The sequence below is a fragment of the Eubacterium sp. CAG:161 genome (assembly GCF_000432355.1).
GTDB lineage: Bacteria > Bacillota > Clostridia > Lachnospirales > Lachnospiraceae > Eubacterium_G > Eubacterium_G segne.
On record NZ_HF991871.1, the window covers coordinates 150,371 to 175,651 of the forward strand.

Consider the following 25,281-nt stretch of genomic DNA (forward strand, 5'->3'; position numbering starts at 1 on the left):
CTCCTCCTAAATTACCTTTAACAACATTGCAGTAATGTTATCTTTTTCTTTTCTTCCTTTGTTCAATTCTACAAGGTCTACAAGACTCTTTTTCATAATTGCTTCATTTGTCATAAGATTAGAAGCTAACAGTCCATATATTTCACTATCTGTTATTTTGTGTCTGAATCCATCACTGCATAATAAATATTCATCCCCTACAGATACCTTTCCCTCTGTAAATTCAGGTACAACAACACTTGATGCTCCAATGCACTGTAGTAAAACATTTTGTCTTGGGTCTTTTTTCCCTTCTTCCGGAGTAATAAGTCCCAATTTTGTATCCCTTTGAACAACAGTCTGATCCTCCGTCAGCTGTTCTATAGTGTCACTTAGTTTATAAACTCTGCTATCTCCCACCTGAACAATCAGGAGATTATTTTCCACCACAAGAAGTGCCGTCAGCGTAGTTCCTAATTGCAAATGATTATTTTCACCATATTCATTAATAATTTCATTTTGTTCTTTTATAATGTTTTCCCAGTCTGTTTTTACTTTTTCATTTTCATAACCGGATTCAATAATTTTAGGCAAGGAATTTTCAAACCATTCTGACATAGTTCTTATTATTGTTGCACTTGCCAATTCTCCCTTTTTCAGTCCTCCCATACCATCACACACCACTAAAAAAGCCGCCTGTCCTGATGGTGTATCAGCAATTTTCAAACATAAACTATCCTGATTTTGTTTTTTGAAAATCCCCACATCAGAATGTACTGCCGCCATAAATTTCATTTTTAATTCATTACTGCCTTCTGTTAATAATGACGTTTCATTAAATATGGAATCTTCTTTTTCATACAATAAAGTTGTTTCACAATCTTCCACATTTAAAACTTCCGTCTCACACATCTCGTTTTCTATTAGTAATGTGGTGTTTCGTTCTACGTTTTCATATTGTAAGTTGTTTTTCATTGTTTTCTCCTTTTCATTTACATATTTTATGTGTATTAATATATTGTATGTAATAATATTATAAATATATTTACTTGTCAATAAGTAATCTGTAATTAATATGATACAGTCAAAAAAAGAGCCTATTACCCATTCCAGTAATAGACTCTTTTTTATTTAGCTATTAATTTATTTACCTTTTACAATTATATTACCCCAGTCGAAATCAACTTTTATATATCCCGGAGTTACAACATTTAATATCTTTTCATAAAGATAATTATGTCCTGAATATGTAATCATTTTCTTTTGCTGATATAAAACATTTGCCACGGAATATATTGACATTGTCTTAATATCACTGTAAACATACTTACCATTATTTAACTTAGTATATACTCTAACAGATATTTTACTGCTAAGCATTCCTATACCGGAATCTCCATAAAGCATTGTCATGGTGTAACTTGTTGTGTTTGCATCATCTGAAAGCTTAAACGGATTCTTACCTTCATCTGTAGATTTAGCTACTGTTACATACTGGTTCTGACTTCCAACGACCATATCACTTTCTGATATTCTGTCTGTTAAACCATATATAAGTCCTACCTCAGATGCTTCCTTGTCATCGTCCTTAATAGAATAAATTGTTCTAAATCCCTCAAGAGTTGAACTAATCTGGTATCCGTTAATTGACAACTTCATATTTGTTGAAACAGGAGCTTCTGTAGTTGGCTGCTGAGTTGGTGCCTCTGTTGTTTCTTCGACACCCTGACCTTCTCCATCTTCAATAATAATATTATCAAAGTATGAGCTGTAATTTCCTGCATTTCCGCCATATGCTAATGCAACACCTACAATGCTCTTCCCTACAAGACTATCACTGCCAAATGTAAATGAACAATCACTCCAGCTTCCTACATTTCCTTTGGTTGAAGATGAGCCCATTGAAACTCCATTTGAAGCAAATCCTCTTGCACTTACGTAACTTCCGTCATCTAACAATAAATCAACATATGTATTTCTGCCTCCGTTATTTACTGCATACATAGAATATGAAAGCTTCATTCCCTTTTTAATTTTAATGGCAGTTTCAGAAATCTGATGAATATATGATGAATTATTTCCATTTCCGTTACCACTAAATGCTGCTAAATAATCACCTGTCTTTGCTGTATTATTCTTTACTATAGATGCATTACCACTGGCATTGCTTGATGAAAGAACCTTATTGTTCTTAAAACATGGGTCAACCGGATAATTGCCATTATACTTGGAATCAACACATGTTACATATTTACTTTCAAAACTGTTTCTATAATAAATCGGTCCGTTAGAATGTGCCACAGGGACCTTGCTTACGGTACTTCTCTGACCTTTCATCATCTTAATAGCTTCATTTACCACTCTCAGCTGGAAGTCAGATGAAAGCCAGTATCCGTCACAGCTTGCAGTTACAAAGTACTGATTTGTTGGAATATCAAAATAATCACTTGCATTCTTTGCAATGGCAGTTCCTTCATCATATTCATCAAACATAGCCACATAGAATGCATCAAGACCTCTTTGCTTTAACTTATATGCCTGATTCCAGAATGTCTGACCTGCATTTCTTGCAATCATGTTAGGCTTTCCATTTTGCCATAATGTCCATGAAAATCCTGAGAACACAACAGGATAATAATCCATATTATTATTTTTACAATATGTAATATCCGGATCTAAGTAGTTAGCGTAAATTGAATCAACACTTCCTTCATCTGCTCCTAATGCACCAACATACCATGGTGAAATCATATCTGCCTGATTATAAATATCTATATACTGGCTCTGACTTCTCCATTCTCTTGGAACACCAATTATTACATAACAACCTCTGCTATGGAAGAATCTAATGATTTCTTCGTAGTCAGCACGTCTGCTAGGTCTTGTATTTTCAGCATTGCTGAATCCAAATCCCCATACACATACAACAGGCTTTCCGTCTACTGTAGCATATGCGTTAGAGTTTAACATTTCAAGAGACTGCTCAATATTGTACACCCAGTCAAACTTCATATCCTTAACATATGAACTAATTGAAGTTGTATCGCTTGAATCAGTAATCTGGCTGCCACCACTTATGTCATACATAACATACATAAGTCTGTTGTTAGCTTCAGCAGCATTCTGAATTTTCTTAAGCTGTGTTGCTTCCTGGGTAGCTGTAATTGTTCTACCTGTAAGACCACCAACGAAACGCTGTATTGCAGCTCCGTCTATTCCATACTGATTCATCCATTTAAAGTGAGTATCAATAACATCCTTTGTATTTGAATCAAATAACTTTGTTGACTTTCCGTTTCCTAAATTAGAAAAACCTGTTTGTGCCAATGAGCTTTCGGCATATTCAGTTACATCCGGGAAATAATCTATTGAAATCTTTCCCGGTCTTGGCCAGTTAGTTCCATCAGCATCTGCATCACCATATGCATAATGCTGCCATGAATTATACTGTCCACCGGTTCCAAACCATCCCTGATATCCTGCAAAGGATTTTCCTTTGAACTCTGAATTTGCAGTTCCCCCGGTTCTCTTTCCAAGAGGTTCTGCGTCAGGGTTTACTGACTGCTTAGTTAATTTAATGCTAGAGATGGTTGTACCTGAATTTCCTCTTCCCCAAATTCTAAAGTCGCATCCTCCGTTTTGTGCTTTTTTGAATGATGCATCATCTATACATACCGTTGTTGTAACCCATGTAAGTGAATTTGACTTATTTATGGTAGCCTGCTTATAATTACTGCCTGTTGCATTATACTGAACCTGGAAAAAGTCATTTCCTTCATCATAGTATGTAACCTCCACAAACAAATCATTATCACTTTGTGTTATTGCATTATTTTCAACCTTAAAATATGCATATTTATTGTTTGGTATAAGTCTTCCTGATTTACCTTCCTTTGAAACTTTATAGGTATAAGCTTCAGCACTTGTGTTTGAATCATCAACAAATGCCAAATTCTGACCTACATAATTTCCCGATGTAAAATCTCCTGATGCTGACACATCAGTTGCTTTAACTTCTGTAGTTACTAATGTCTGTGCCATTCCCGGCATAGTAAATAACATAGCTAAAGACAAAATAATCGAAAAAATTCTTCTCATATCTTTTTCCTCCATAATTTTTTAATAAGTTAAACGTTCAACCTCTTTATTTATTAATATTAACATTTATATATTTAATAGACAAGCATGTTTTAGGAAAAAGTCACAATTATTTTGTCATTTATACGTTTTTTACAGCACAATGCATATAACTCCCCTACTTTGGTCATTAGTAATCTTCTCAATTGTTCCCTGCATTCTTGACTGGGTTTCCTCTGTTAAATTATTTATTTTCGTCATTATTCCTTCATCTACAATCTGACCTATGGATTTTCCAAAAATATTTGTTTCCCAGATATTATCTTCGCTTTCTTTGTTATTAATAAAGTCAATTAAATCCTTTGCCTGCTCCTCACTCCCTATAATAGGAGATATTTCCGTTAAAATATTTGCTTTAACAAAATGTATCGAAGGCGCAGTTGCCTTGATTTTTACCCCATATTTATTGCCACTTCTGATAAGCTCCGGATTTTCAAGAACAATTTCTTCCTTATCCGGTGTGACAATGCCGTATCCGGTATTTCTCACTTTGCTTATTGCCTCATTGACCTTAATGTAATTGCTTCTCTGGGAAGCCATCTCCCTTACCATTTTTATAAGTTGGAGCTGATTCTCAATTTTGGTTCCTGTCATGTTTGTCAGCATATCGTAATAATATTTTTCATCTATATCATAATTAAATACCAGTTTTCCATTAGAAAGTTCAACTGAAGCCATTTGTGCCCCTTTAATATACTCTCCGTCAGGCTGAAGCTTTAACTTCTTAATATCCTTTATTTTAATAATTTTTGAAAGTACATCTTTAGAGAAATTCACAATATACTTCATAAGTTCATTTTCAAAATCCATAATTTCCAGCCATTTCGGTACATTGTAAACAATCTCCGTTATAGGAAATTCAAACAAAATATTTTCCAGTATGTTATTTACATCCATTTCATTCAATCTAAGGCAGTTTATGGCCAATGTGGACACGTTATATTTTGCTGCAATTTCTGCCGTTAAAGCCTGACATTCATTAGATGTAGGGTCTAAGGAATTTACCAAAATTATAAAAGGCTTATTTATACTCATTAATTCCTTTACCGTTTTATCCAAAGCCCTGTTATACGCCTCCGGCTCTATGTCGGTAAAGCTTCCGTCACACGTTATGACAACACCTATTGTTGAATGTTCTGAAATAACCTTTTCTGTCCCAATTTCAGCCGCCTTGGAAAAAGGAATATCGTAATCAAACCATGGTGTCTTTACCATCCGCTCTTTGTCATCTTCCATATGTCCCGTGGCTCCATCTACCATAAATCCCACACAATCAATAAGCCTTACCTTTACATCTGCTTTCCCACCGATTTTAATGGCAACAGCATTGTTAGGAATAAATTTAGGCTCTGTAGTCATAATTGTTTTTCCTGAAGACGACTGGGGAAGTTCATCCATTGTTCTTTTTACCTCATTATCATCTTCAATATTTGGAACAATTGCCACATCTATAAAATTCTTAATAAAAGTTGACTTTCCTGTTCTCACCGGCCCTACAACACCTATGTAAATCTCTCCATTTGTTCGTTTTTCTATGTCTTTATATACGTTAAAATCCATAAAAAATCCTCCTTGCATATATTAATACTAAAATATACGCAAAGAGGATTGTTTTTATTACATAAGAGGTGCTAAAAGTCTTAAAACTTTTCCACACGCCTTATATAATACCGGCCTGTTTCTGCACTCTATAAGAGATACCTTTTTAGAGTCCTTTAACATTTGCTGGTAATCTTCTTCAATATCTAAAATTGTCTTGTTTTTATAAATAAAACATCCGTTTTCAAAATGTAGAAACAAACTTCTGTAATCAAGATTTATGGTTCCTACTGTAGCCTTTTCATCATCACTGATAAACATTTTGGCGTGGGTAAATCCCGGAGTATACTCATATATTTCAACTCCCGCTTCAATTAACTCACTGTAATAGGTTCTTGCTAAGCAAAATGCATATGCCTTATCAGGTATTCCCGGCATTACAATTTTTACATCAACCCCACGCTTTGCAGCAAATTTAAGGGATGACATCATAACATTATCAATTACAAGGTATGGAGTTACAATATGTAAATATCTGTTTGCAGTATTTATTATGTGCAAATACACTGACTCTCCAACATGTTCCTTCCCAAATGGATCATCTCCATAGCCAATAACATAACCGTTATTTGGGAATTTATAAGGAATATCAATGTCTAAATATCTGTCAAAATTTCCTATGGTCTTTTCAGTTACATTCCACATTTGCAAAAACATAAGGGTAAAGCTTTTAGCAGCATCCCCTCTGAGCATAACTGCCGTATCCTTCCAGTAACCGAATCGTTCCACTATATTCATATATTCATCAGCTAAATTTATGCCCCCTGTAAATGCCACCTTGCCGTCAATAACCAAAACCTTACGGTGATCCCTGTTATTTTGCTGGGTGGTAAAAAACGGTCTTGCTGGAGCAAAGGTTTTAGACTTAATGCCTTTTCTTCTTAACTTCTTAAAATATCCTACAGGAAGCTTTGTAAGGGAACATAACCCATCATACATTACACGGACTTCAACCCCCTGCTGTACTTTCTTTTCAAGGACTCTTAAAATGGAATTCCAAACTCTTCCTTCCTCAATAATAAAGTACTCCATAAATATAAAATCCTGTGCTTCCTCTAACTGCTCAATTAATGCCTTATACTTGGCTTCACCACAGTTAAAATATGTAACTTCCGTATTTCTATATACCGGGCATCCTGTGTTGTCGTATACATATTTAGCAATCATGGACACCTGTTTATCCTGAATCTGCAAATCATTGTATATATTCTGGTCAGGAATTAAATATCTGTCTGACCTTACGTCAATATGTTCAAGTTTTTTCTTAAGCAAAATTGACCCCGGCTGTAGCATAAAATAAAGATACATCAATATCCCAAATGCCGGAACAATCATAATGAATATAACCCAGATAAGCTTCATGGTAGGGTCTGATTTATCATTTACAATATATATAACTACAAGAATCTGTAAAATTGTAATGCAATAGGACATTCCTTTACTTAAAGAAGCATTGTATGCCAAAGCCATAAACACTCCTACCTGCAATGCCACCATAAGACCGAATATGAAAATACGGCTAAAGAGAAATGCCGCAAGTCCTTTTTTTCCTTTGTGCTCAGGTTTATTTATTTTCCTATGTTCCATAAAACCTCCATAGTTATAATTGTTATAAATTCAGGTTAAATAAATATGATTTAAGTATCATAAGACTTATTCATCCCACTGCAAATCCCTATATTCGTTTGTCTGCTCTCTTTCCATTAATTCCCACATTCCGTCAATAGCAGTTTTTCCCTCAAACAAAACCTGATTAACCGCCTCAATAATAGGAACGCTGACATTATATTTTCTTGCAAGCTCTAATGCCGCCTTAGCTGATACAGCACCCTCTACTACCATTTTTACTTCTTTTACAGCCTCATCAAGGGTATAGCCTTTACCAATAAGCACACCGGCTCTTCTGTTTCTTGAATGTTTACTGTTACATGTAACAATTAAATCCCCGATTCCTGAAAGTCCGTAAAAAGTCTTGGCATTACCCCCCATTTCAACGCCTAATTGGGTGATTTCCTTTATTCCACGGGTAATAAGGGCAGCTTCCGTATTATCTCCAAAACCCAATCCATCAATAATTCCCGCAGCTAAAGCTATAACGTTTTTAAGGGAACCGCCTAATTCTATGCTTTTTCTGTCAGGGCTTATATAGGTTCTAAAAACCTTATTGGCAAACAGATTCTGAACTTTCAAGGCAACTTTGAATTTTTTAGCCCCAACAACCACTACTGTAGGTATGTTTCTTGCCACTTCCTCTGCGTGACTTGGCCCTGATAAAACCACAGCCTCTACTCCCGGAATTTCCTGTTCAATAATTTCCGTCATTGTGTCAAAGGTTTCATTTTCTATACCCTTTGCCACATCAACAACTATCTGACCTTCATCTACATAGGGTTTTAACAGTTTTGAAGTGCTTCTTACATAGGAGGATGCCACTGCCATAACAATCATTTCCTTGTCCTTTGCAGCCTCTTCCATGCTGTTTGTAATATGAATTGCTTCGGGAATCTTAATTCCCGGAAGGCATATTTTATTTTCCCTGTCATTTGTAAGCTCGTCTACTTCTTTTTGAAGAAATGACCACAAAGTAACATCATTTCCATTTTCATATAAAACCTTTGCTAAAGCGATAGCCCATCCGCCACCGCCAAGTACTGCAACTTTAGCCATTGCTTTCCTCCTTTTTATGACCGATTTTTCTCTCAGTTCCATTTAAAAGACGCTTAATATTTTCTTTATGTCTTATAAAAGAAAGAGCAGTCATAATGAAAACTAAAATATAAGCTTCTATTTTATCATTGCTATGGAGGTTATGTACCATTCCCAACTGTCCCCATACAATCATTTCAATAAAAAATCCCGTCATCATGCAAAGAGAACTAAATGATACATATTTTGTGAGATAAAGGGCTATAAAGAATGTCAAAAAGCCCATTATAACAAACTTCCAGTCAAAAAATGATATTGCAAAAATCACTCCTGATGATGCCGCTATTCCCTTTCCCCCTTTAAAATTCATATAAAAAGGAAAATTGTGTCCCAGAACTACTCCAAGTCCCGTATATAAAGCAATAACCATCATACTGTCACTACATACTTTTCCAAACATAAATGATGTAAGGATAATGGCAAAAACAGCCTTTAGGGCATCCCCAAAATATGTTATAAATCCATATTTTTTACCTAAAGTTCTCATGGTATTGGTAGTTCCTGAATTACCACTGCCATAATCCCTTATATCTATATTATGCATTTTCCCAATGATAAATCCCGTCTGAAACAAACCGAAAACATATCCTATTATAATACAAAGTGCCTTTTGTAAAACCATTACTTTTCCTTCCTTTCCCTGATAATAAATCTAAGAGGAGTTCCCTTAAATCCAAATGCTTCACGAATCTTATTTTCAATATATCTTGTGTAAGAAAAGTGCATTAATTCTTTGTCATTTACAAAAATAACAAATGTAGGTGGTTTTACCGCAACCTGAGTAATATAAAACAGTTTTAATCTCTTACCCTTATCTGATGGTGGTTGCTGCATAGCAACTGCCTCTGCCATAATTTCATTAAGTATTCCTGTTTCAACTCTCATTGAATGATTTTCAATTACAAAATCAATCATGTCAAAAAGTTTGTATAATCTCTGTCCTGTTAAAGCTGAAATAAACATAATTTCCGCATATGGCATAAAAGATAAAATTTGTCTTACTTTATTACTATATTCATAAACCGTTTTGTCATTCTTTTCTATGGCATCCCATTTATTTACTGCAATAATGACACCTTTACCGTTTTCATGGGCAATACCTGCTATTTTAGCATCCTGCTCCGTTACTCCTTCAATGGCATCAATTACAATAACCACCACATCGGCACGTTCCACTGCAGTAACGGTTCTTATAATACTGTATTTTTCAATTTCTTCCTTTACCTTTGATTTTCTTCTAAGTCCTGCCGTATCTATAAATACATATTCCCTTCCGTTCCATTTAACGTCTGTATCAATGGCATCTCTTGTGGTTCCTGCAATATTAGAAACAATTACCCTGCTTTCTCCTGTAAGTTTGTTGATAATAGAGGACTTTCCTACATTTGGTTTTCCCACTATGGCAATTCGAGGTCTGTCATCATCCTCTGCCTCTAGCTTAAGAGATGCAAAATGCTCAGTAACCTTATCTAACATATCACCAAGTCCGCTTCTCTGGGCTGCTGAAATTGCTATAGGCTCCCCGATTCCCAAGTTATAAAACTCAAAAACATCTGCCATCATTTTATTGTAATTATCCACTTTATTTACTACAAGAATAACCGGTTTTCTGCTTCTTCTAAGCATATCTGCCACTTTTGCATCAGCATCAATAAGTCCCTGTTTTACATCTGTCATAAAAATTATAACGTCTGCAGTATCTATGGCAATCTGCGCCTGTTCTCTCATTTGTGACAATATAATATCACTGCTGTCCGGCTCAATTCCTCCTGTATCAATTAATGTAAACTGATTGTTAAGCCAGTCAATATCTGCATATATTCTATCTCTTGTTACTCCCGGAGTATCCTTTACTATTGAAATCATCTGACCTGCTAATGCATTAAATAATGTAGATTTTCCTACATTTGGTCTTCCAACTATAGCTACTATAGGTTTATTCATATATACACCTCTCTGTTTATCATTTATCTATACTTAAAAATGCAGCAAGATTTCCTCTTCTGCCTTGTGTTGCCCTGTGGGAAAACATCATTTCCATGTTGTGACATGTACAAATATCCGGCATATGTATGTTTTCTTCGTATACACCACATTCCTTAAATATTATATAATTACATTCCCACAAATCCAACTGATATTTACCATTACCTTTATTAATTAAAATATCTTTTTCCCTACCCTTAAAAGCAGTTTCAAATTCAGTTGCCACATCTTCACTTACTTCGTAGCAGTCTCTGCATATTGAAGGTCCGATGCAGGCTATTACATCCTTAGGATTGGTTCCGTAAGTTTCTTTCATTAAATCCAAAGTAACCTTTCCTATTTTTCCTACAGTTCCTCTCCATCCTGAATGACTAAGCCCTATGGCTTTATTTTTAGTATCTACCATATACAAAGGAACACAGTCTGCAAAATATGTTGCCAATACAATTCCCTTTTCATTGGTTATCATTCCATCTACATCATCATAATCCCGTTCCCTGTAAATACCTTTGCCACAATCTTTTTTTGACACTATTTTTACATTTGTTGTGTGAGTTTGCTTACTTGCCACGATATTTTCAGGATTAAATCCAATGGCATTTGCAATAATTTCATGGTTCTTTACAACATTTTCCGGCAAATCATTTCTTCCAAAGCCTAAATTCATGGTAGAAAGAACTCCCTCGCTTACCCCTCCAAGTCTGGTTGAAAATCCGTTTTTAAGCCACTTAATATCAGCAAGAGCCCTGTAAGATATATAAGGAACATTATCTTTAAAGTTAATCCTTGTACTATTTCTGTTTTCTTTATTTAAAATAACTATATTTTTCATTTATACCTCATCTATTAAAATGAATTAAAACTGTTAAAAATATACTCAATATTATCACCCTGAATACTTATTACATCAAAACTGCACTGGGTGTCTGAATATACCGGATTACAGGTAATAAACCACATTGCCGAATTATATATTTTATTCATTTTTGTCTTATTTACTGCCTCTTTTGCATATCCGTATTCAGTATTTTTTCTGTATTTTACCTCAATAAACCGCAATATATCTTCTTTTATGGCTATAATATCAATCTCACCCTTAGGGCATCTGAAATTTTTAACAATAACCGTAAAGCCATTATTTTTAAGATATTCTACTGCCTTTTCCTCATACAGACTGCCAATATTACGTTTGTTCATGTATCCCCTTTATGTTATATAAAATTATGTATGAATGACCTTCTGTGAATTGGACATGGACCATATTTCTTCAGGGCTTCTATATGCTTTGCAGAGCCATATCCCTTATTAGATGCGAAATCATATTCCGGATATATTTTGTCATATTCCACCATCATTGCATCTCTTGTAACCTTTGCAATAATACTTGCAGCCCCTATGGAAATGCTTTTGGCATCTCCTTTTATAATAGGAACCTGTTTAATATTAACCAAAGGGATATTTACTGCATCATTTAACAAAATATCAGGCTGCACATCTAAAGTTGCAATGGCTTTTCTCATAGCCTCATATGTTGCCTGCAAAATGTTTACTTTATCTATATACTGTGGACTTACCAAAGCCGTTTTGGCACTTACTGCCTTTTCCATTATTATCTGAAATAATTCCTCTCTTTTGGATGCCGTAAGCTTTTTGGAATCATTAATATACAAAATATCACAATCCTTTGGCAATATAACCGCTCCGGCAACTACCGGACCCGCAAGAGGACCTCTTCCCACCTCATCAATTCCACAAATATAATTATAATCACTATACTTATTTTCAAAAAATTTCAGATTTTCGGTTCTGGCAACTTCCTTATTATAAGCCTCTATTTCTTTTTCTGCCTTAAGTACCAGCTTTTTAACACCGCTTCTTTCATCAGTATTATAATGCTTTATAAATTCACTTAGGGCTGTTACATCTGTGTTTTTAAGTATCTCTTTTATCTCGTTAATACTTTGCATTTTATTCCTCTAATTCAAGCAGTCAATAGTTATTCTGCCTAACTTTCCACTTCTAAAATCATCCATAATCATAGATGATGTTTTATCAAGATCAGGTTTGTTACCCTTTAACTTGCATCCTCTGACTTCCGCTACCTGATACATTACCTGTAAAGGGTCTTCATCTCCCACTATACCATATCTGTTAAGGAATGCCTCCGGATATGTTTTTGAGACTTCCTTGATAAGCTGATAAGCCAGTTCTGCCATATCAAGATTATTATCATTCATTGAACCGATAAAAGCAAGGTGCAATCCAATTTTCTGGTCATCAAACTTAGGCCACAACACTCCCGGTGTGTCTAACAGTTCTAAGTTCTTACCAAGCCTAATCCACTGCTTTCCCTTGGTCACTCCCGGCTTGTTTCCTGTTTTGGCACAATTTTTACCTGCATATGCATTAATAAATGTAGATTTTCCCACATTAGGTATTCCAACTACCATAGCCCTTACAGGTCTGTTTTTTATACCTTTTCTTTTATCCCGTTCTATTTTTTCTTTACATACAGTTAAAACCGCATTGTTTATATCTTTAATTCCCTGTTTATTTTTTGAATTAATTTTTAAGGCAATAATTCCCTTATCCTTGAAATACTGTATCCATTTATTGTTCTGTGCTTCATCAGCTAAATCTGATTTGTTAAGCAAAACAAGTCTTGCCTTATTTTTTCCCAAATTATCTATGTCAGGATTTCTACTGCTAATGGGAATTCTTGCATCTAATAATTCTATAACTAAATCTATAAGTTTTATATCTTCTTTCATCTGGCGCATAGCCTTAGTCATATGCCCCGGATACCACTGATAATCCATTACAATCTCCCTGTTTTAAATGACGAAAAAAGGAACGAGTAAAACCCGCTCCTTTTGAAAGTAGTCATTATTATTTAACTAATTCTTTAACCTTAGCAGCTTTACCAACTCTGCTTCTGATGTAGTTAAGTTTAGCTCTTCTAACTTTACCTCTTCTAACAACTTCGATGTTAGCGATTGATGGTGAGTAAAGTGGCCATGTTCTTTCAACACCGATACCATTTGAGTTCTTTCTTACAGTAAATGTTGCTCTGTTGCTTCCACCCTGTTTCTTAATAACAAGACCTTCAAAAACCTGAATTCTTTCACGGTTTCCTTCCACGATCTTAGCGTGAACCTTAATAGTATCACCTACGTTAAAATCTGTAACTTCCTTAATCTGAGCTGCTTCAATTTCTTTGATTAATTCCTGCATAATATCCTCCTCATTTATTCCGATGTTCTTAATACCAGACCGGTAACAGAGGACCATCTTTTATTACTTTTATACAGCATTTGTTATCTTAACATAACTTGTCTTTTTTTGCAAGTATTATTTTTCCATGGTTCTTATGAATTTGCGGTCTTCCTTATCCAGTTTAGCCTTTTCCATTAAGTCCGGCCTTCTTTCCATTGTTCTTAGAATGGATTGATTTCTTCTCCACCTGTCAACCTTTCCATGGTCTCCTGACAAAAGAATAGGCGGAACATCCTTTTCCATAAACTTTGCCGGCCTTGTATACTGAGGATACTCCAGCAGATTATCATTAAAAGATTCAAATTCCGCTGAAACTTCATTGTTAAGCACTCCGGGAACTAATCTTGATATGGCATCAATCATAACCATAGACGGAAGCTCCCCTCCCGTAAGTACATAATCTCCAATGGACACGTTATCTGTAACTATCATCTCCAGCACCCGCTCATCAATTCCTTCATAATGACCGCATAGAAAAACAATATCCTTTTCCTTTGCGAATTCTTCAGCCATACCCTGGTTAAAAACCTTTCCCTGAGGTGTCATGTAAAGAACTCTTGGAGCGTAGCCAATTTTTTCCACCACAGACTCGTAACTTCTATATACAGGCCCCGGCTGCATAACCATTCCGGCACCGCCACCATATGGATAATCGTCTACCTGACCATATTTATTTCCTGCAAAATCTCTTATGTTAATTGCATTTACGCTAATAAGATTATTCTGAATTGCCCTTCCGGTAATACTTGTATTTACCCCCTGTTCAATCATCTCAGGAAACAATGTCAAAACGTGAAAATTCATTAATCTAATAATCCTTTCATTATATGAACTTTTATAACCTTGTTTTCAATATTTTTTTCCAACACACACTCATCTATGGCCGGAAGCAACACTTCTTTTCCTTCATGGGTTTTGACAACATATACGTCGTTTGCCCCTGTTTGCATTACATCCACTAACTCTCCGAAATCTTCCCCTTCATCAGTAATGATTTTACATCCTACCATATCTGCTATAAAATATTCCCCTTCTTCAAGAGGTACTGCATTTTCCCTTGTTACAAGTAAATCCATTCCTTTATAGGGAATAACCTGGTCTACGTTGTCAAATTGTTTAAAGCGCAAAATAACCATGTTTTTAAAATATTTTACCCCTGTAACCTGTAATTCCATATATCCTTTTTTTGTATCTAAAACTACATCCTTTAAGTAGTCAAATCTTCTTACGTCATCTGTTGTAGGATAAACTTTTACTTCACCATGAACACCATGGGTAGATGTTATAACTCCAACTCTTAAATATTTTTCCATCTTTTCCTCGCCTTGATATAATGCATGTATTTTTTTAAAATCACCTATAGAAATAACAAGGCTGGAAATAATCTCCAGCCTTGTTGCACTTGCATTAAAGTAATACTTTATTCTGCTATTTCTACTTTAACTTTCTTGTCATATTTAGAAGATGCAGCCTTTACTACTGAACGAATAGCCTTTGCAATTCTTCCCTGCTTTCCAATTACCTTGCCCATATCATCTGAAGCAACATGTAACTGTATAACAATTTCCCTTTCATTTTCTGTCTGGGTTACTACAACTTCATCAGGAGAGTCAACAAGTGCTTTTGCAATTGTTTCTACCAATTCTTTCATGAATCTGCCCTCCGATTAATTATTTTTCAATTCCGGCCTGCTTTAAAAGCTTTCCAACTGTTTCTGTTGGCTGTGCTCCGTTAGCTAACCATTTCTTTGCAGCTTCTTCATTTACAGTAACTAAGCTTGGTTCCTGATTTGGATCATATGTTCCGATTTCTTCAACGAATCTTCCATCTCTAGGTGATCTTGAATCAGCAACAACTATTCTGTAAACAGGATTTCTCTTCTTTCCCATTCTCTTTAATCTAATTTTTACTGCCATTTTTTTACCTCCATAAATTTTATCTGATAATTAGTCAATTATATCTAAAAGCCAAAAGGCATTTTAAATCCACCTCGTTTTTTCCTGCCCCCCATCATTCCAGGCATATTCTTCATCATTTTTCTTGCCTGTTCAAACTGCTTAACCAGTTTGTTTACTTCACTAATGTCTACACCTGCTCCATTGGCAATACGTCTTTTTCTTGACGGATTAATCAGGTCAGGATTTCCTCTTTCTTCTTTAGTCATTGAAAAAATAATAGCTTCTATTTTTCCCAACTGTTTCTCATCAGGAAGCATGTCGTCCTTAATCTGACCGCCTACCCCGGGAATCATATTAATAAGTGATGACAAACCACCCATGTTCTTAATCTGTCCCATATATTCAAGATAATCATCAAATGTAAACTGTGCCTTTCTAAGCCTTTGTTCCATTTCTTTTGCTTTATCCTTATCTATAGCCTGTTCAGCCTTTTCAATAAGTGATAACACATCACCCATACCAAGGATTCTTGAAGCCATTCTGTCGGGATGAAACTGTTCTAAATCTGAAAGTTTCTCTCCCATACCTATATAAAGAATCGGCTTTCCGGTAACTGCCTTAATTGATAATGCCGCACCACCTCTTGTATCACCGTCTAACTTAGTAACGATAATACCGTCAATACCGATTTTTTCATTAAACTCCTTAGCTACATTTACAGCATCCTGTCCTGTCATGGCATCTACAACTAATACAGTCTGTGTAATATCAATATTGTCTCTTATTTCCACAAGTTCATTCATCATGTCCTCATCAACATGTAAACGTCCTGCCGTATCTAAAATAACTACATTATTGCCATTCTTTTTGGCATGTTCAATACTTGCCTTTGCAATATTAAGAGGCTTTTGTTTGTCTCCCATGGCAAATACAGGAACCTGCTGTTTCTCACCGTTAATTTTTAACTGGTCAATAGCTGCAGGACGGTAAACATCACAGGCAACTAACAGCGGTCTTTTACCTTTAGCCTTTAACTTGCCGGCTATCTTGGCAGTGGTTGTAGTTTTACCCGCACCCTGAAGACCCATCATCATAATAACCGTTATCTGGTTATCAGGAAGAAGCTTAAGCTCCGTAGTTTCAGAACCCATAAGTGCTGTCAGCTCTTCGTTAACAATCTTAATAACCATCTGTCCCGGTGTAAGAGAACTCATAACATCCTGTCCTACAGCTCTCTCCTGAACCTTTTTAATAAAGTCCTTTACTACCTTAAAGCTTACATCTGCTTCTAATAAAGCAATTTTTACTTCTTTTAAGGCAGCCTTTACATCATCTTCCGTGAGACGGCCTTTACTTCTTAAATTTTTAAATATATTCTGTAACTTATCGGATAAGCTTTCAAATGCCAAAGCCATACCTCCTAATAATTATCTAATATTTCCTGAGCTATCATTTTTATTTCAGAAATATTTTTCTGATTTATATCACTGTCTGCTAACTGACAGATTCTTCTCACATCTTCCTTAGTCTTGGAAAATCTCTCTACAAGGTGTAGCTTTTCCTCGTAACCGTTTAATATCCTGTCACAGCGTTTCACCATGTCGTGAACTCCCTGCCTTGAAATTCCCCTTTCCTGGGCAATCTCTCCAAGACTATAGTCATTTAATATAAAATCCTCATATATTTCCTTTTGATGTTCCGTAAGAAGTTCGCCATAAAAATCATATAACATAGAACTTTTATATACATCTTTCATCGTAAACATACCTTTCTATATGATTTGATTTTACCACCTAGAGTATAATACAGTAAAAAGCAAAAGGTGTCAAGTATTTTTTCTTGACACCTTTGTTTTTGTTTTATTTTATAAATTTGGAGCTTCTTCCTTTGGATTATAACCTGTTTTTTTCAAGGCTTCAAGAATCTGTTCCTTATGGTCATGTCCAAAGCATTCCAATGTAACCTTTAATTCAACAGCTGCATTTCTGTTTACTGAAACAAACTGATTATGCTCTAACTTAATTACATTACCTTGCTGCTTTGCAATTTCATTTGCCACCTTAACCAATTCGCCCGGCTTGTCAGGAAGCAATACGGAAACACTAAATACTCTTCCACGCTGGATTAATCCATGCTGAAGGGTAGATGACATTGTGATTATGTCCATGTTACCACCACTTATGATTGAAACAACCTTTTTGTCCTTAAATTTCAGATGTTTAAGAGCTGCTACCGTAAGAAGTCCCGAATTTTCAGCAACTAACTTATGATTTTCAACCATATCTAAAAATGCATCTATTAATTCTTCATCCTTAATTGTAATAATTTCATCAATATTTTTCTGGATATAAGGAAAGATAATCTCTCCCGGTGTTTTTACCGCAGTACCGTCAGCAATGGTATTGGCACTATCTAATGTAACAACATGTCCTGCTTCAAGACTTGCCTTCATACAGGCTGCATGTTCAGGTTCCACACCAATAACCTTAATTCTCGGATTAAGCATTTTAGCCAATGTGCTTACACCTGTTGCTAATCCGCCTCCTCCTATTGGAACCAAAATACAGTCAACTGTTGGAAGTTCTTTAAATATTTCCATGGCAATTGTTCCCTGACCTGTTGCCACATCCAAATCGTCAAATGGTGGAATAAATGTATATCCTTGCTTTGATGCAAGATTTAAAGCATATTTGCAGGCATCATCGTATACATCACCATATAAAACCACGTCTGCACCATAGTTTTTGGTTCTGTTCACTTTCATAAGTGGAGTTACCGTAGGCATTACAATGGTAGCCTTAGCTCCATATATTTTTGCTGCGTAAGCTACACCCTGGGCATGATTTCCTGCTGATGCAGTAATAAGACCCCTCTCTCTTTCTTCTTCAGAAAGAGTGCTGATTTTATAATACGCACCTCTTACCTTGTAAGCCCCTGTAAACTGCATGTTTTCAGGTTTAATATACACATGGTTACCTGTCTGTTCACTGAAATAATCACTGTAAATTAAGTTTGTATTAATAGTTACTTTTTTTACTATTTCACTAGCTTCCTCAAATTTTCTTAAAGTTAATTTTTTCTCCATAACAATACCTCTATCTGACTAAATTACTCCTGTACGTTAAATAATGCTTCCACAAAATCGTGTGCATCAAATTTCTGTAAATCATCAATCTGTTCTCCCACACCTATATATTTTACAGGTATGCCAAGTTCCGCCTGAATGGCAATGGCTATTCCACCCTTAGCAGTTCCATCCATTTTTGTAAGAATAACACCGGTAATGTCAGCACATTCCTTAAACTGCTTAGCCTGTACTAAGGCATTTTGTCCTGTTGTGGCATCAAGAACTATGAAGTTTTCCCTATGGCATCCACCATATTCTTTTTCAATGATTCTGTCTAACTTCTTTAATTCTTCCATAAGATTTTTCTTATTATGAAGTCTTCCTGCTGTATCGCACAAAAGAATATCTGCACCTTTATTTTTAGTTGATGATATGGCATCAAACAAGACAGAACCCGGATCCGAGCCTTCCTTTCCTGAAACAATGTCAACTCCTGCCCTGTCAGCCCATTCTTTTAACTGTTCTGCAGCAGCCGCCCTAAACGTATCAGCGGCAGCCAAAACTACCTTTTTGTTATTTTTCTTAAACTGACTTGCCAGTTTTCCAATGGAAGTGGTTTTTCCCACCCCGTTTACACCAATCATTAAAATTACGGAACGCTGATTTTCAAAATCGTATGCATTTTCCCCTATATCCATTTGCTCTTCTATGTTTTTTATAAGCAAATCCTTACATTCCATAGGCTCCTTAATTTTTAATTCTTTTACCTGTTCCTTTAATGTATCAAGAATTTCTTCTGTAGTATTCACTCCAATATCACTCATAATAAGAGTTTCCTCTAACTCTTCATAAAAGTCATCATCTATATTGGAAAATCCCGTAAAAATGGAATTTAATCCTGACACAATATTGTTTCTGGTTTTTGTAAGTCCTGAAACTAATTTTTCAAAAAACTTTCCTGCCATATTTAATACGCTTTTTGCGTCTCCTTTCTGTTATTTTGTTAAATCCTTCTCTAACAAATCTACAGATACTAATGCAGAAATACCCTTTTCCTGCATTGTTATACCATATAATCTGTCGGCTGAATTCATAGTTCCACGTCTGTGAGTTATAACAATAAACTGAGTATTTTTTGTAAGTTTATGTAAATACTCTGCAAACCTTACAACATTAGAGCCATCAAGAGCTGCTTCTATTTCATCTAAAAGACAAAACGGTGAAGGCTTCAGGTTCTGAATGGCAAACAACAGACTTATGGCTGTAAGTGCCTTTTCTCCACCTGATAACTGCATCATATTCTGGAGTTTCTTTCCAGGTGGCTGGGAAATAATATTAATTCCTGCCTCTAGAATATCCTCTGCTTCCGTCAGCTCAATTGTGCCTTTTCCACCACCGAACAACTCCTTAAATACTTTATCAAATTCAATCTTAATCTCCTCAAATTTCTCCTTGAACTGCTTTCTCATTCCCACTTCAAGTTCATCAATTATTTTAAGAAGATTTTCCTTAGCTTCCATAAGGTCGTCATGCTGGGTTTTCATAAACTGATAACGCTCATTTACTTCCTTAAACTCTTCAATGGCATTAATGTTTACATCACCTAATGATTTCATTTCTTTTCTTATGTTGGCTATATTATCTCTTATCTCTGATTTATCACTGTAATCAGGATTCTTCATTTCACAGGCTTTTCTGTATGTGATTTCATATTCATTCCACATATAAGCCTCTTTGTTTTCAGATTTTTCCTCTAATGCCTCTTTCTGGCTACTTAGTCTGTAAACTTCTTTATCTAAAGCTGAAATTCTCTCTGAAAGCTGTTCACGTTTTTCAAAAAATTCCTTGTGTTCACGGCTTTGCTTATCCTTTTCATCTTTAGCCTTTTGAATTTCTTCCTTTAAGAGTTCAACCTGCTTACGGCTCTTCTCAGTTTCTTTAGTAAGATTATCAATAGCTTCTGTTCTGGCACTTATTTCATTGTTGTTTTCCTTAGAATTATTTTTAATATCTTCTATTTCCTGCTTAAAGCCTTCAATAACCTTACCTGCATTACTGATTTTCTCAACAATAAATTCGTGCTTTTGCTTATAGTTTGCAATTTCAATATTTATTTCTTCTAAAAGACCATTTTGCTGAGCCAATTCTTCTTTTAGAGAATTAAGTTTCTTTGTATTCTCTACAACTTCCTTTTCTAACAGGTTACTTCTGTCCTCTGTTCCCGTCAGCTCATCATTAAGAGATACACTGTTTTTATTGATGTCGCTTATCTGAACAGCAATATCATCGCTTTCACTGGTATAATCCTTATATTCCCTTGCTATGCTGTCCTTCTTATCTTTTGCCTGCTTTAAATTAATCTCAATGGTATTTTTAATAATAAGCTGTTCCTGTAAACCTGCTGTAATTTTATTTACTTCCTCTGAAACAACACTTATTTCACCTCTGTTATCTGTTAAAGCCTTATCCAGACCTGTTTTTTCTTCTTTTAATGTAACAAGCTTCTTTTGAATTTCGTCTATTTCACGTCTTCGTCCCAGAAGATTACTGTTGTTTTTAAAGGCACCACCGGAAATTGAACCACCTACATTCAGGTATTCACCTTCAAGGGTAACAATTCTAACAGTGTAACGGTATTTTCTCTCAATGGAAATGGCATGGTCAATGGTGTCCACCACCATAACTCTTCCAAGAAGGTATTTAGCTACCCCTTCGTATTCTTTCTTAATATCCACTAAGTCACTGGCAAGCCCCAACACTCCCTTTTCCTCTAATGCATCAGGAGCATTGAAATTAGTTTTGTTGCTCATACTGCTAAGAGGCAGGAAAGTGGCACGTCCATATTTGTTCTTTTTAAGATACTCAATGGTGTCCTTAGCCGTGGTTTCCGTATCAGTGACAATATTTTGAATATTTCCACCTAATGCTGTTTCTATAGCCACTTCATACTTTTTGTCAACCTTAATAATGTCTGCTACAACACCAATAATCCCTTTACGGCCTTCCTTTAATTCCATTACCTTCTTTATGCTGCTTCCATATCCCTCATAACGTTCGGTAATGTTCTTTAAAGTTTCAAGATTTGATTTTAATTTATGATACTTCTCATTGTTTTCCGACAATTCCTTTGAAAGTCTGCTGTTTTCCACTCTCAAATCTGCCAAATCATTGTTATATTTATTTAAAGTATCATTTATTTTCTTTATGTCACTTTTAACGTTTTCAAGCTGCTGTTCTAACTCCTTAATAACGTTGTCCTGACCATCTCTCTGACTTTTAAATTCAATAAGTTTCTGGTTAAGTTGTGATTTTCTTATGTTAATCTGCTCTAACAAGGTATCACATCTTTGTATTTTTGTTTTAATTAAAGCCTTGGCGTTAAGAAGTTCAATTATTTCTCCTTTGTCCTTCTCAATTTTTTCCTCTAATTCCTTTATTCCCTGACCTTTTTCCTCAATCTGTTCATTTATTTCAGTTTGGGAAGCAATGACTTCCTTTAACTTACCCTCATTTTCCGTCTTTTCCCTTTGTGCATTTTCTAATTCAATGCCCTGCTGTTTAATTTCCTCATTAACGGAATCTATTCTCTGATTAATGTAGGATTCGTTATTTTTTGCTGAATTAATCTGCTCCCTGATAACATTAATCTGTCCCTCGAACTTTTCAATATTCAATATAGTTTCATTAAATGAAGCCTTTTTGGTTTCAATTGTATTGTCAATTTCTTCAATAATTTTCTCAAGTTTAGTGTAATCCGCCTTGATTTTTTCAAACTCATCAGATGCCACCTGCATGTCGCTTGATGCGATTTTAATTTTTTCATCAAGCTGTGTTAATCTGTTTTTAATCTCATTGTATTCAATTAAAAACATGTTTACATCGTTTACTTTTAAATCATCTTTCAATAAAAGATATCTTTTAGCCTTTTCACATTGCTTTTCTAAAGGAACCACCTGTCTTTCCAGTTCTCCTAAAATATCTGAAACTCTTACAAGATTCTGGTTCTGGTCGTCAAGTTTTCTTAAAGCTTCATTTTTTCTTCTTTTAAACTTAACAATTCCTGCAGCTTCGTCGAAAAGTTCTCTTCTTTCCTCCGGCTTACCACTTAATATTTTGTCAATCTGTCCCTGACCTATAATGGAATAACCTTCTTTTCCAATACCTGTGTCATAAAACAACTCATTGATATCCTTTAATCTCACCTGCGTTCCGTTTATCATATATTCGCTTTCACCGGAGCGGAATAATCTTCTTGAAACTGTAACTTCGTCGTAATCTATATTTAATTTATGATCTGCGTTATCAAATGTTATGGCAACATATGCATATCCCATAGGTTTACGGTTTTCTGTTCCTGCGAATATAACATCTTCCATTTTCGAGCTTCTAAGCTGTTTTGTTTTCTGCTCACCTAATACCCATCTTACGGCATCTGCAACATTACTTTTTCCTGAACCGTTTGGCCCTACAATTCCTGTAATCCCATTGTGAAATTCAAAATTTATTTTATTTGCAAAAGACTTAAATCCGTGTATTTCAATGCTTTTTAAATACATGTTGTTCCCTCTTATCTAAATTTTTTCAAGGCACTGTACGCCGCCTGCTGTTCAGCCGCCTTTTTGGTATGACCCATGCCACTGCCAATTACTTTGTCATCAAGCATCGCAGCCACCTCATAGGTTTTATTATGATCAGGCCCAGTTTCACCTGTTATTTCATATGAAAGCTTACCAACCTTTGCAATATTAATTCTTTCCTGCAAAATTGTTTTACTGTCATAAAATAATCTTTTATTTTCAATATCATTTAAAGCAAATTTAATTATAAAATCTCTGGCATTATCTATTCCACCATCTAAAAATATGCTTCCTATAAGGGCTTCAAAGGCATCTGAAACAATGGAATTTCTCTTTCTTCCACCTGTTTCTTCCTCACCTTTTCCCAAATAAATAAATTCCTCAAGACCAATTTCCCTTGCATCATTTGCCAAAGTAGGTTCACACACAAGGCTTGCTCTTAGCTTCGTCATATTCCCTTCCGGCATATCCGGCATGGTTTTAAATAAAAACTCACTAGACACCAATTCTAAAACGGCATCACCTAAAAACTCAAGCCTCTCGTTGTCCTTTATTCCCTTACTTCTATGTTCGTTAGCAAAAGATGTATGGGTTAATGCGTTAAGCAGCAGGTCTTTATCCTTAAAAACATATTCTATTTTTGTTTCTAATAAGGCGTAATCACTATTCATATATATCCTCTTAAATTATTGCGTTTTTTAAGCCCTATTTCTAGGGCTTATTTTTCAAGTTCTTTCTTAATTTTTTCGTAAGCATCACCAACTGTAACTATTGACTGTGCTTCATCTGTAGGAACCTGAATACCGAATTCTTCTTCAATTCCCATTACTATTTCCAGCACATCTAATGAATCTGCTCCTAAATCATCAACAAATTTACTGTCAGCTGTTATTGTTGCAGGGTCTAAATCTAAAACATCAGCCACTGCCTTTATTAATCTTTCTAATTCCATTATACTCTCCTTTTCAATCTATTTATTTTCTAAATTTAATTTCTCTTTAAATTTATTATTTAAATCCATTTCTTTAAATGTTCCACATTGCAGAATTGAATTTTTGATTTCTATTGCTTTTGAACTTCCATGAGTTTTTACTAAAAGTCCTTTAAGACCTAAAAGAGGTGCTCCGCCGTATTCCTCAATGGAAAATGATTTAAGTGTCTTCTTCAAATCTTTCTTAATAAGAAGAGCTCCTATTTTTGTTTTAAGACTTGCCATTAAGGTTCCTTTAATCTTGCTTAAAAGTACCGATGCCACGCCTTCATACAATTTCAAAATACAGTTTCCCACAAAAGCATCGCAGACAATTACATCTGCTTTTCCTTCAGGAATATCCCTGGCTTCAATATTTCCCACAAAATTAATATCTTTAATTTCCTTTAAAAGAGGGTATGTTTCCTTAACTAAGGCATTCCCCTTTTCCTCTTCAGCACCAATATTAACAATGGCAACTTTAGGATTCTTAATACCTACAATATTTTCCATGTACACGGAACCCATCTTGGCAAACTGTACTAAATGAGATGGTCTCGCATCAACATTCGCCCCACAATCTATAAGAAGTGAAACACCCTTCTTTGTAGGAATAAGTGGTGCAAGAGGTGGTCTTTCTACCCCTTTTAATCTTCCAATAATAACATGTCCGCCTACAAGGTTAGCTCCTGTACTTCCGGCAGATACCATGGCATCTGCTTCACCTTTTTTAACCATGTACATACATTTTACAAGGGATGAATCCTTCTTGCTTCTAATAGCAGCAACAGGTGGTTCCCCTGTTTCAATAACTTCAGTTGCATTTATAATTTCCAAAAGATTACTGTCGTAATCGTACTTTGTAAGTTCTTTTTCAATATCTTCTTTTCTGCCTACAAGTTTTATATTAATGTTTTTATTTTCATTAGCTGCTAAAACAGCACCTTTAACAATCTCTCCCGGAGCATTGTCTCCACCCATACAATCTAAGGCTACAATAGCTTTCGACATTCCAAATCCTCCTTTTTTGCATAAGGATAATATACTAAAAATACGTTATAAAATCAAGAAAAAGTGGCTGTCGCT

At 35.2% G+C, this 25,281-nt stretch carries 24 protein-coding genes; all 24 read right to left on the minus strand.

Going from position 1 to position 25,281, the window contains the following annotated elements; genetic code table 11:
• Positions 1–6: 6 nt before the first annotated feature.
• Positions 7–954, minus strand: coding sequence for a PP2C family serine/threonine-protein phosphatase (locus Q5O30_RS07265; protein WP_021953092.1), 948 nt, complete (start codon positions 952–954; stop codon positions 7–9).
• 168 nt (positions 955–1,122) lie between these two features.
• The gene (locus Q5O30_RS07270) at positions 1,123–4,077 is read right to left on the minus strand and encodes a glycoside hydrolase family 71/99-like protein (RefSeq protein WP_021953093.1); all 2,955 of its coding nucleotides are present in this window, start codon (positions 4,075–4,077) and stop codon (positions 1,123–1,125) included.
• A 132-nt stretch (positions 4,078–4,209) separates the two neighbouring features.
• Entirely contained in the window at positions 4,210–5,676 is a 1,467-nt protein-coding gene (spoIVA, locus tag Q5O30_RS07275; protein ID WP_021953094.1) for a stage IV sporulation protein A, read from the minus strand.
• A gap of 57 nt (positions 5,677–5,733) precedes the next feature.
• A complete protein-coding gene (gene cls / locus Q5O30_RS07280; protein ID WP_021953095.1) occupies positions 5,734–7,302 on the minus strand; it encodes a cardiolipin synthase in 1,569 nt (522 codons plus the stop codon).
• Between the two features lie 66 nt (positions 7,303–7,368).
• Positions 7,369–8,382, minus strand: a complete 1,014-nt coding sequence (locus tag Q5O30_RS07285; RefSeq protein ID WP_021953096.1) for an NAD(P)H-dependent glycerol-3-phosphate dehydrogenase — start codon at positions 8,380–8,382, stop codon at positions 7,369–7,371.
• Positions 8,375–9,043: a glycerol-3-phosphate 1-O-acyltransferase PlsY gene (plsY, locus tag Q5O30_RS07290; protein ID WP_021953097.1), complete on the minus strand. Its 669-nt coding sequence runs from the start codon at positions 9,041–9,043 to the stop codon at positions 8,375–8,377. The genes Q5O30_RS07285 and plsY overlap by 8 nt, the downstream gene beginning before the upstream one ends.
• Complete coding sequence (gene der, locus Q5O30_RS07295; protein ID WP_021953098.1) at positions 9,043–10,365, minus strand: ribosome biogenesis GTPase Der; 1,323 nt, start codon at positions 10,363–10,365, stop codon at positions 9,043–9,045. Before der ends, plsY begins: the two co-directional genes overlap by 1 nt.
• Before the next feature lie 19 nt (positions 10,366–10,384).
• A complete protein-coding gene (gene pgeF / locus Q5O30_RS07300) occupies positions 10,385–11,239 on the minus strand; it encodes a peptidoglycan editing factor PgeF (RefSeq protein WP_021953099.1) in 855 nt (284 codons plus the stop codon).
• A gap of 14 nt (positions 11,240–11,253) precedes the next feature.
• A complete protein-coding gene (locus Q5O30_RS07305; protein WP_021953100.1) occupies positions 11,254–11,604 on the minus strand; it encodes a YraN family protein in 351 nt (116 codons plus the stop codon).
• A 14-nt stretch (positions 11,605–11,618) separates the two neighbouring features.
• Entirely contained in the window at positions 11,619–12,374 is a 756-nt protein-coding gene (locus tag Q5O30_RS07310) for a ribonuclease HII (RefSeq protein WP_021953101.1), read from the minus strand.
• A 9-nt stretch (positions 12,375–12,383) separates the two neighbouring features.
• Positions 12,384–13,226, minus strand: coding sequence for a ribosome biogenesis GTPase YlqF (gene ylqF / locus Q5O30_RS07315; protein WP_021953102.1), 843 nt, complete (start codon positions 13,224–13,226; stop codon positions 12,384–12,386).
• Positions 13,227–13,296: 70 nt separating this feature from the next.
• Positions 13,297–13,641, minus strand: a complete 345-nt coding sequence (gene rplS, locus Q5O30_RS07320) for a 50S ribosomal protein L19 (RefSeq protein WP_021953103.1) — start codon at positions 13,639–13,641, stop codon at positions 13,297–13,299.
• Positions 13,642–13,758: 117 nt separating this feature from the next.
• Complete coding sequence (gene trmD, locus Q5O30_RS07325; RefSeq protein ID WP_021953104.1) at positions 13,759–14,487, minus strand: tRNA (guanosine(37)-N1)-methyltransferase TrmD; 729 nt, start codon at positions 14,485–14,487, stop codon at positions 13,759–13,761.
• Positions 14,487–14,996, minus strand: a complete 510-nt coding sequence (gene rimM / locus Q5O30_RS07330; protein WP_021953105.1) for a ribosome maturation factor RimM — start codon at positions 14,994–14,996, stop codon at positions 14,487–14,489. Before rimM ends, trmD begins: the two co-directional genes overlap by 1 nt.
• Positions 14,997–15,103: 107 nt before the next feature.
• The gene (locus tag Q5O30_RS07335; protein WP_021953106.1) at positions 15,104–15,334 is read right to left on the minus strand and encodes a KH domain-containing protein; all 231 of its coding nucleotides are present in this window, start codon (positions 15,332–15,334) and stop codon (positions 15,104–15,106) included.
• A 19-nt stretch (positions 15,335–15,353) separates the two neighbouring features.
• Positions 15,354–15,599, minus strand: a complete 246-nt coding sequence (gene rpsP, locus Q5O30_RS07340; RefSeq protein ID WP_021953107.1) for a 30S ribosomal protein S16 — start codon at positions 15,597–15,599, stop codon at positions 15,354–15,356.
• Positions 15,600–15,643: 44 nt separating this feature from the next.
• A complete protein-coding gene (ffh, locus tag Q5O30_RS07345; RefSeq protein ID WP_021953108.1) occupies positions 15,644–16,990 on the minus strand; it encodes a signal recognition particle protein in 1,347 nt (448 codons plus the stop codon).
• Between the two features lie 11 nt (positions 16,991–17,001).
• Complete coding sequence (ylxM, locus tag Q5O30_RS07350) at positions 17,002–17,337, minus strand: YlxM family DNA-binding protein (RefSeq protein WP_021953109.1); 336 nt, start codon at positions 17,335–17,337, stop codon at positions 17,002–17,004.
• A gap of 108 nt (positions 17,338–17,445) precedes the next feature.
• Positions 17,446–18,666 carry a threonine ammonia-lyase gene (ilvA, locus tag Q5O30_RS07355; RefSeq protein WP_021953110.1) on the minus strand — a complete coding sequence of 407 codons (1,221 nt, stop codon included), beginning with the start codon at positions 18,664–18,666 and terminating at the stop codon, positions 17,446–17,448.
• 23 nt (positions 18,667–18,689) lie between these two features.
• Positions 18,690–19,613 carry a signal recognition particle-docking protein FtsY gene (gene ftsY, locus Q5O30_RS07360; RefSeq protein ID WP_021953111.1) on the minus strand — a complete coding sequence of 308 codons (924 nt, stop codon included), beginning with the start codon at positions 19,611–19,613 and terminating at the stop codon, positions 18,690–18,692.
• A 30-nt stretch (positions 19,614–19,643) separates the two neighbouring features.
• Positions 19,644–23,204, minus strand: a complete 3,561-nt coding sequence (smc, locus tag Q5O30_RS07365; RefSeq protein ID WP_021953112.1) for a chromosome segregation protein SMC — start codon at positions 23,202–23,204, stop codon at positions 19,644–19,646.
• Positions 23,205–23,215: 11 nt separating this feature from the next.
• Entirely contained in the window at positions 23,216–23,896 is a 681-nt protein-coding gene (gene rnc, locus Q5O30_RS07370; RefSeq protein WP_021953113.1) for a ribonuclease III, read from the minus strand.
• A 47-nt stretch (positions 23,897–23,943) separates the two neighbouring features.
• On the minus strand, positions 23,944–24,177 hold the full coding sequence (gene acpP / locus Q5O30_RS07375) for an acyl carrier protein (RefSeq protein WP_021953114.1): 234 nt from the start codon (positions 24,175–24,177) through the stop codon (positions 23,944–23,946).
• 18 nt (positions 24,178–24,195) lie between these two features.
• Positions 24,196–25,206, minus strand: coding sequence for a phosphate acyltransferase PlsX (gene plsX / locus Q5O30_RS07380; protein WP_021953115.1), 1,011 nt, complete (start codon positions 25,204–25,206; stop codon positions 24,196–24,198).
• Positions 25,207–25,281 lie beyond the last annotated feature (75 nt).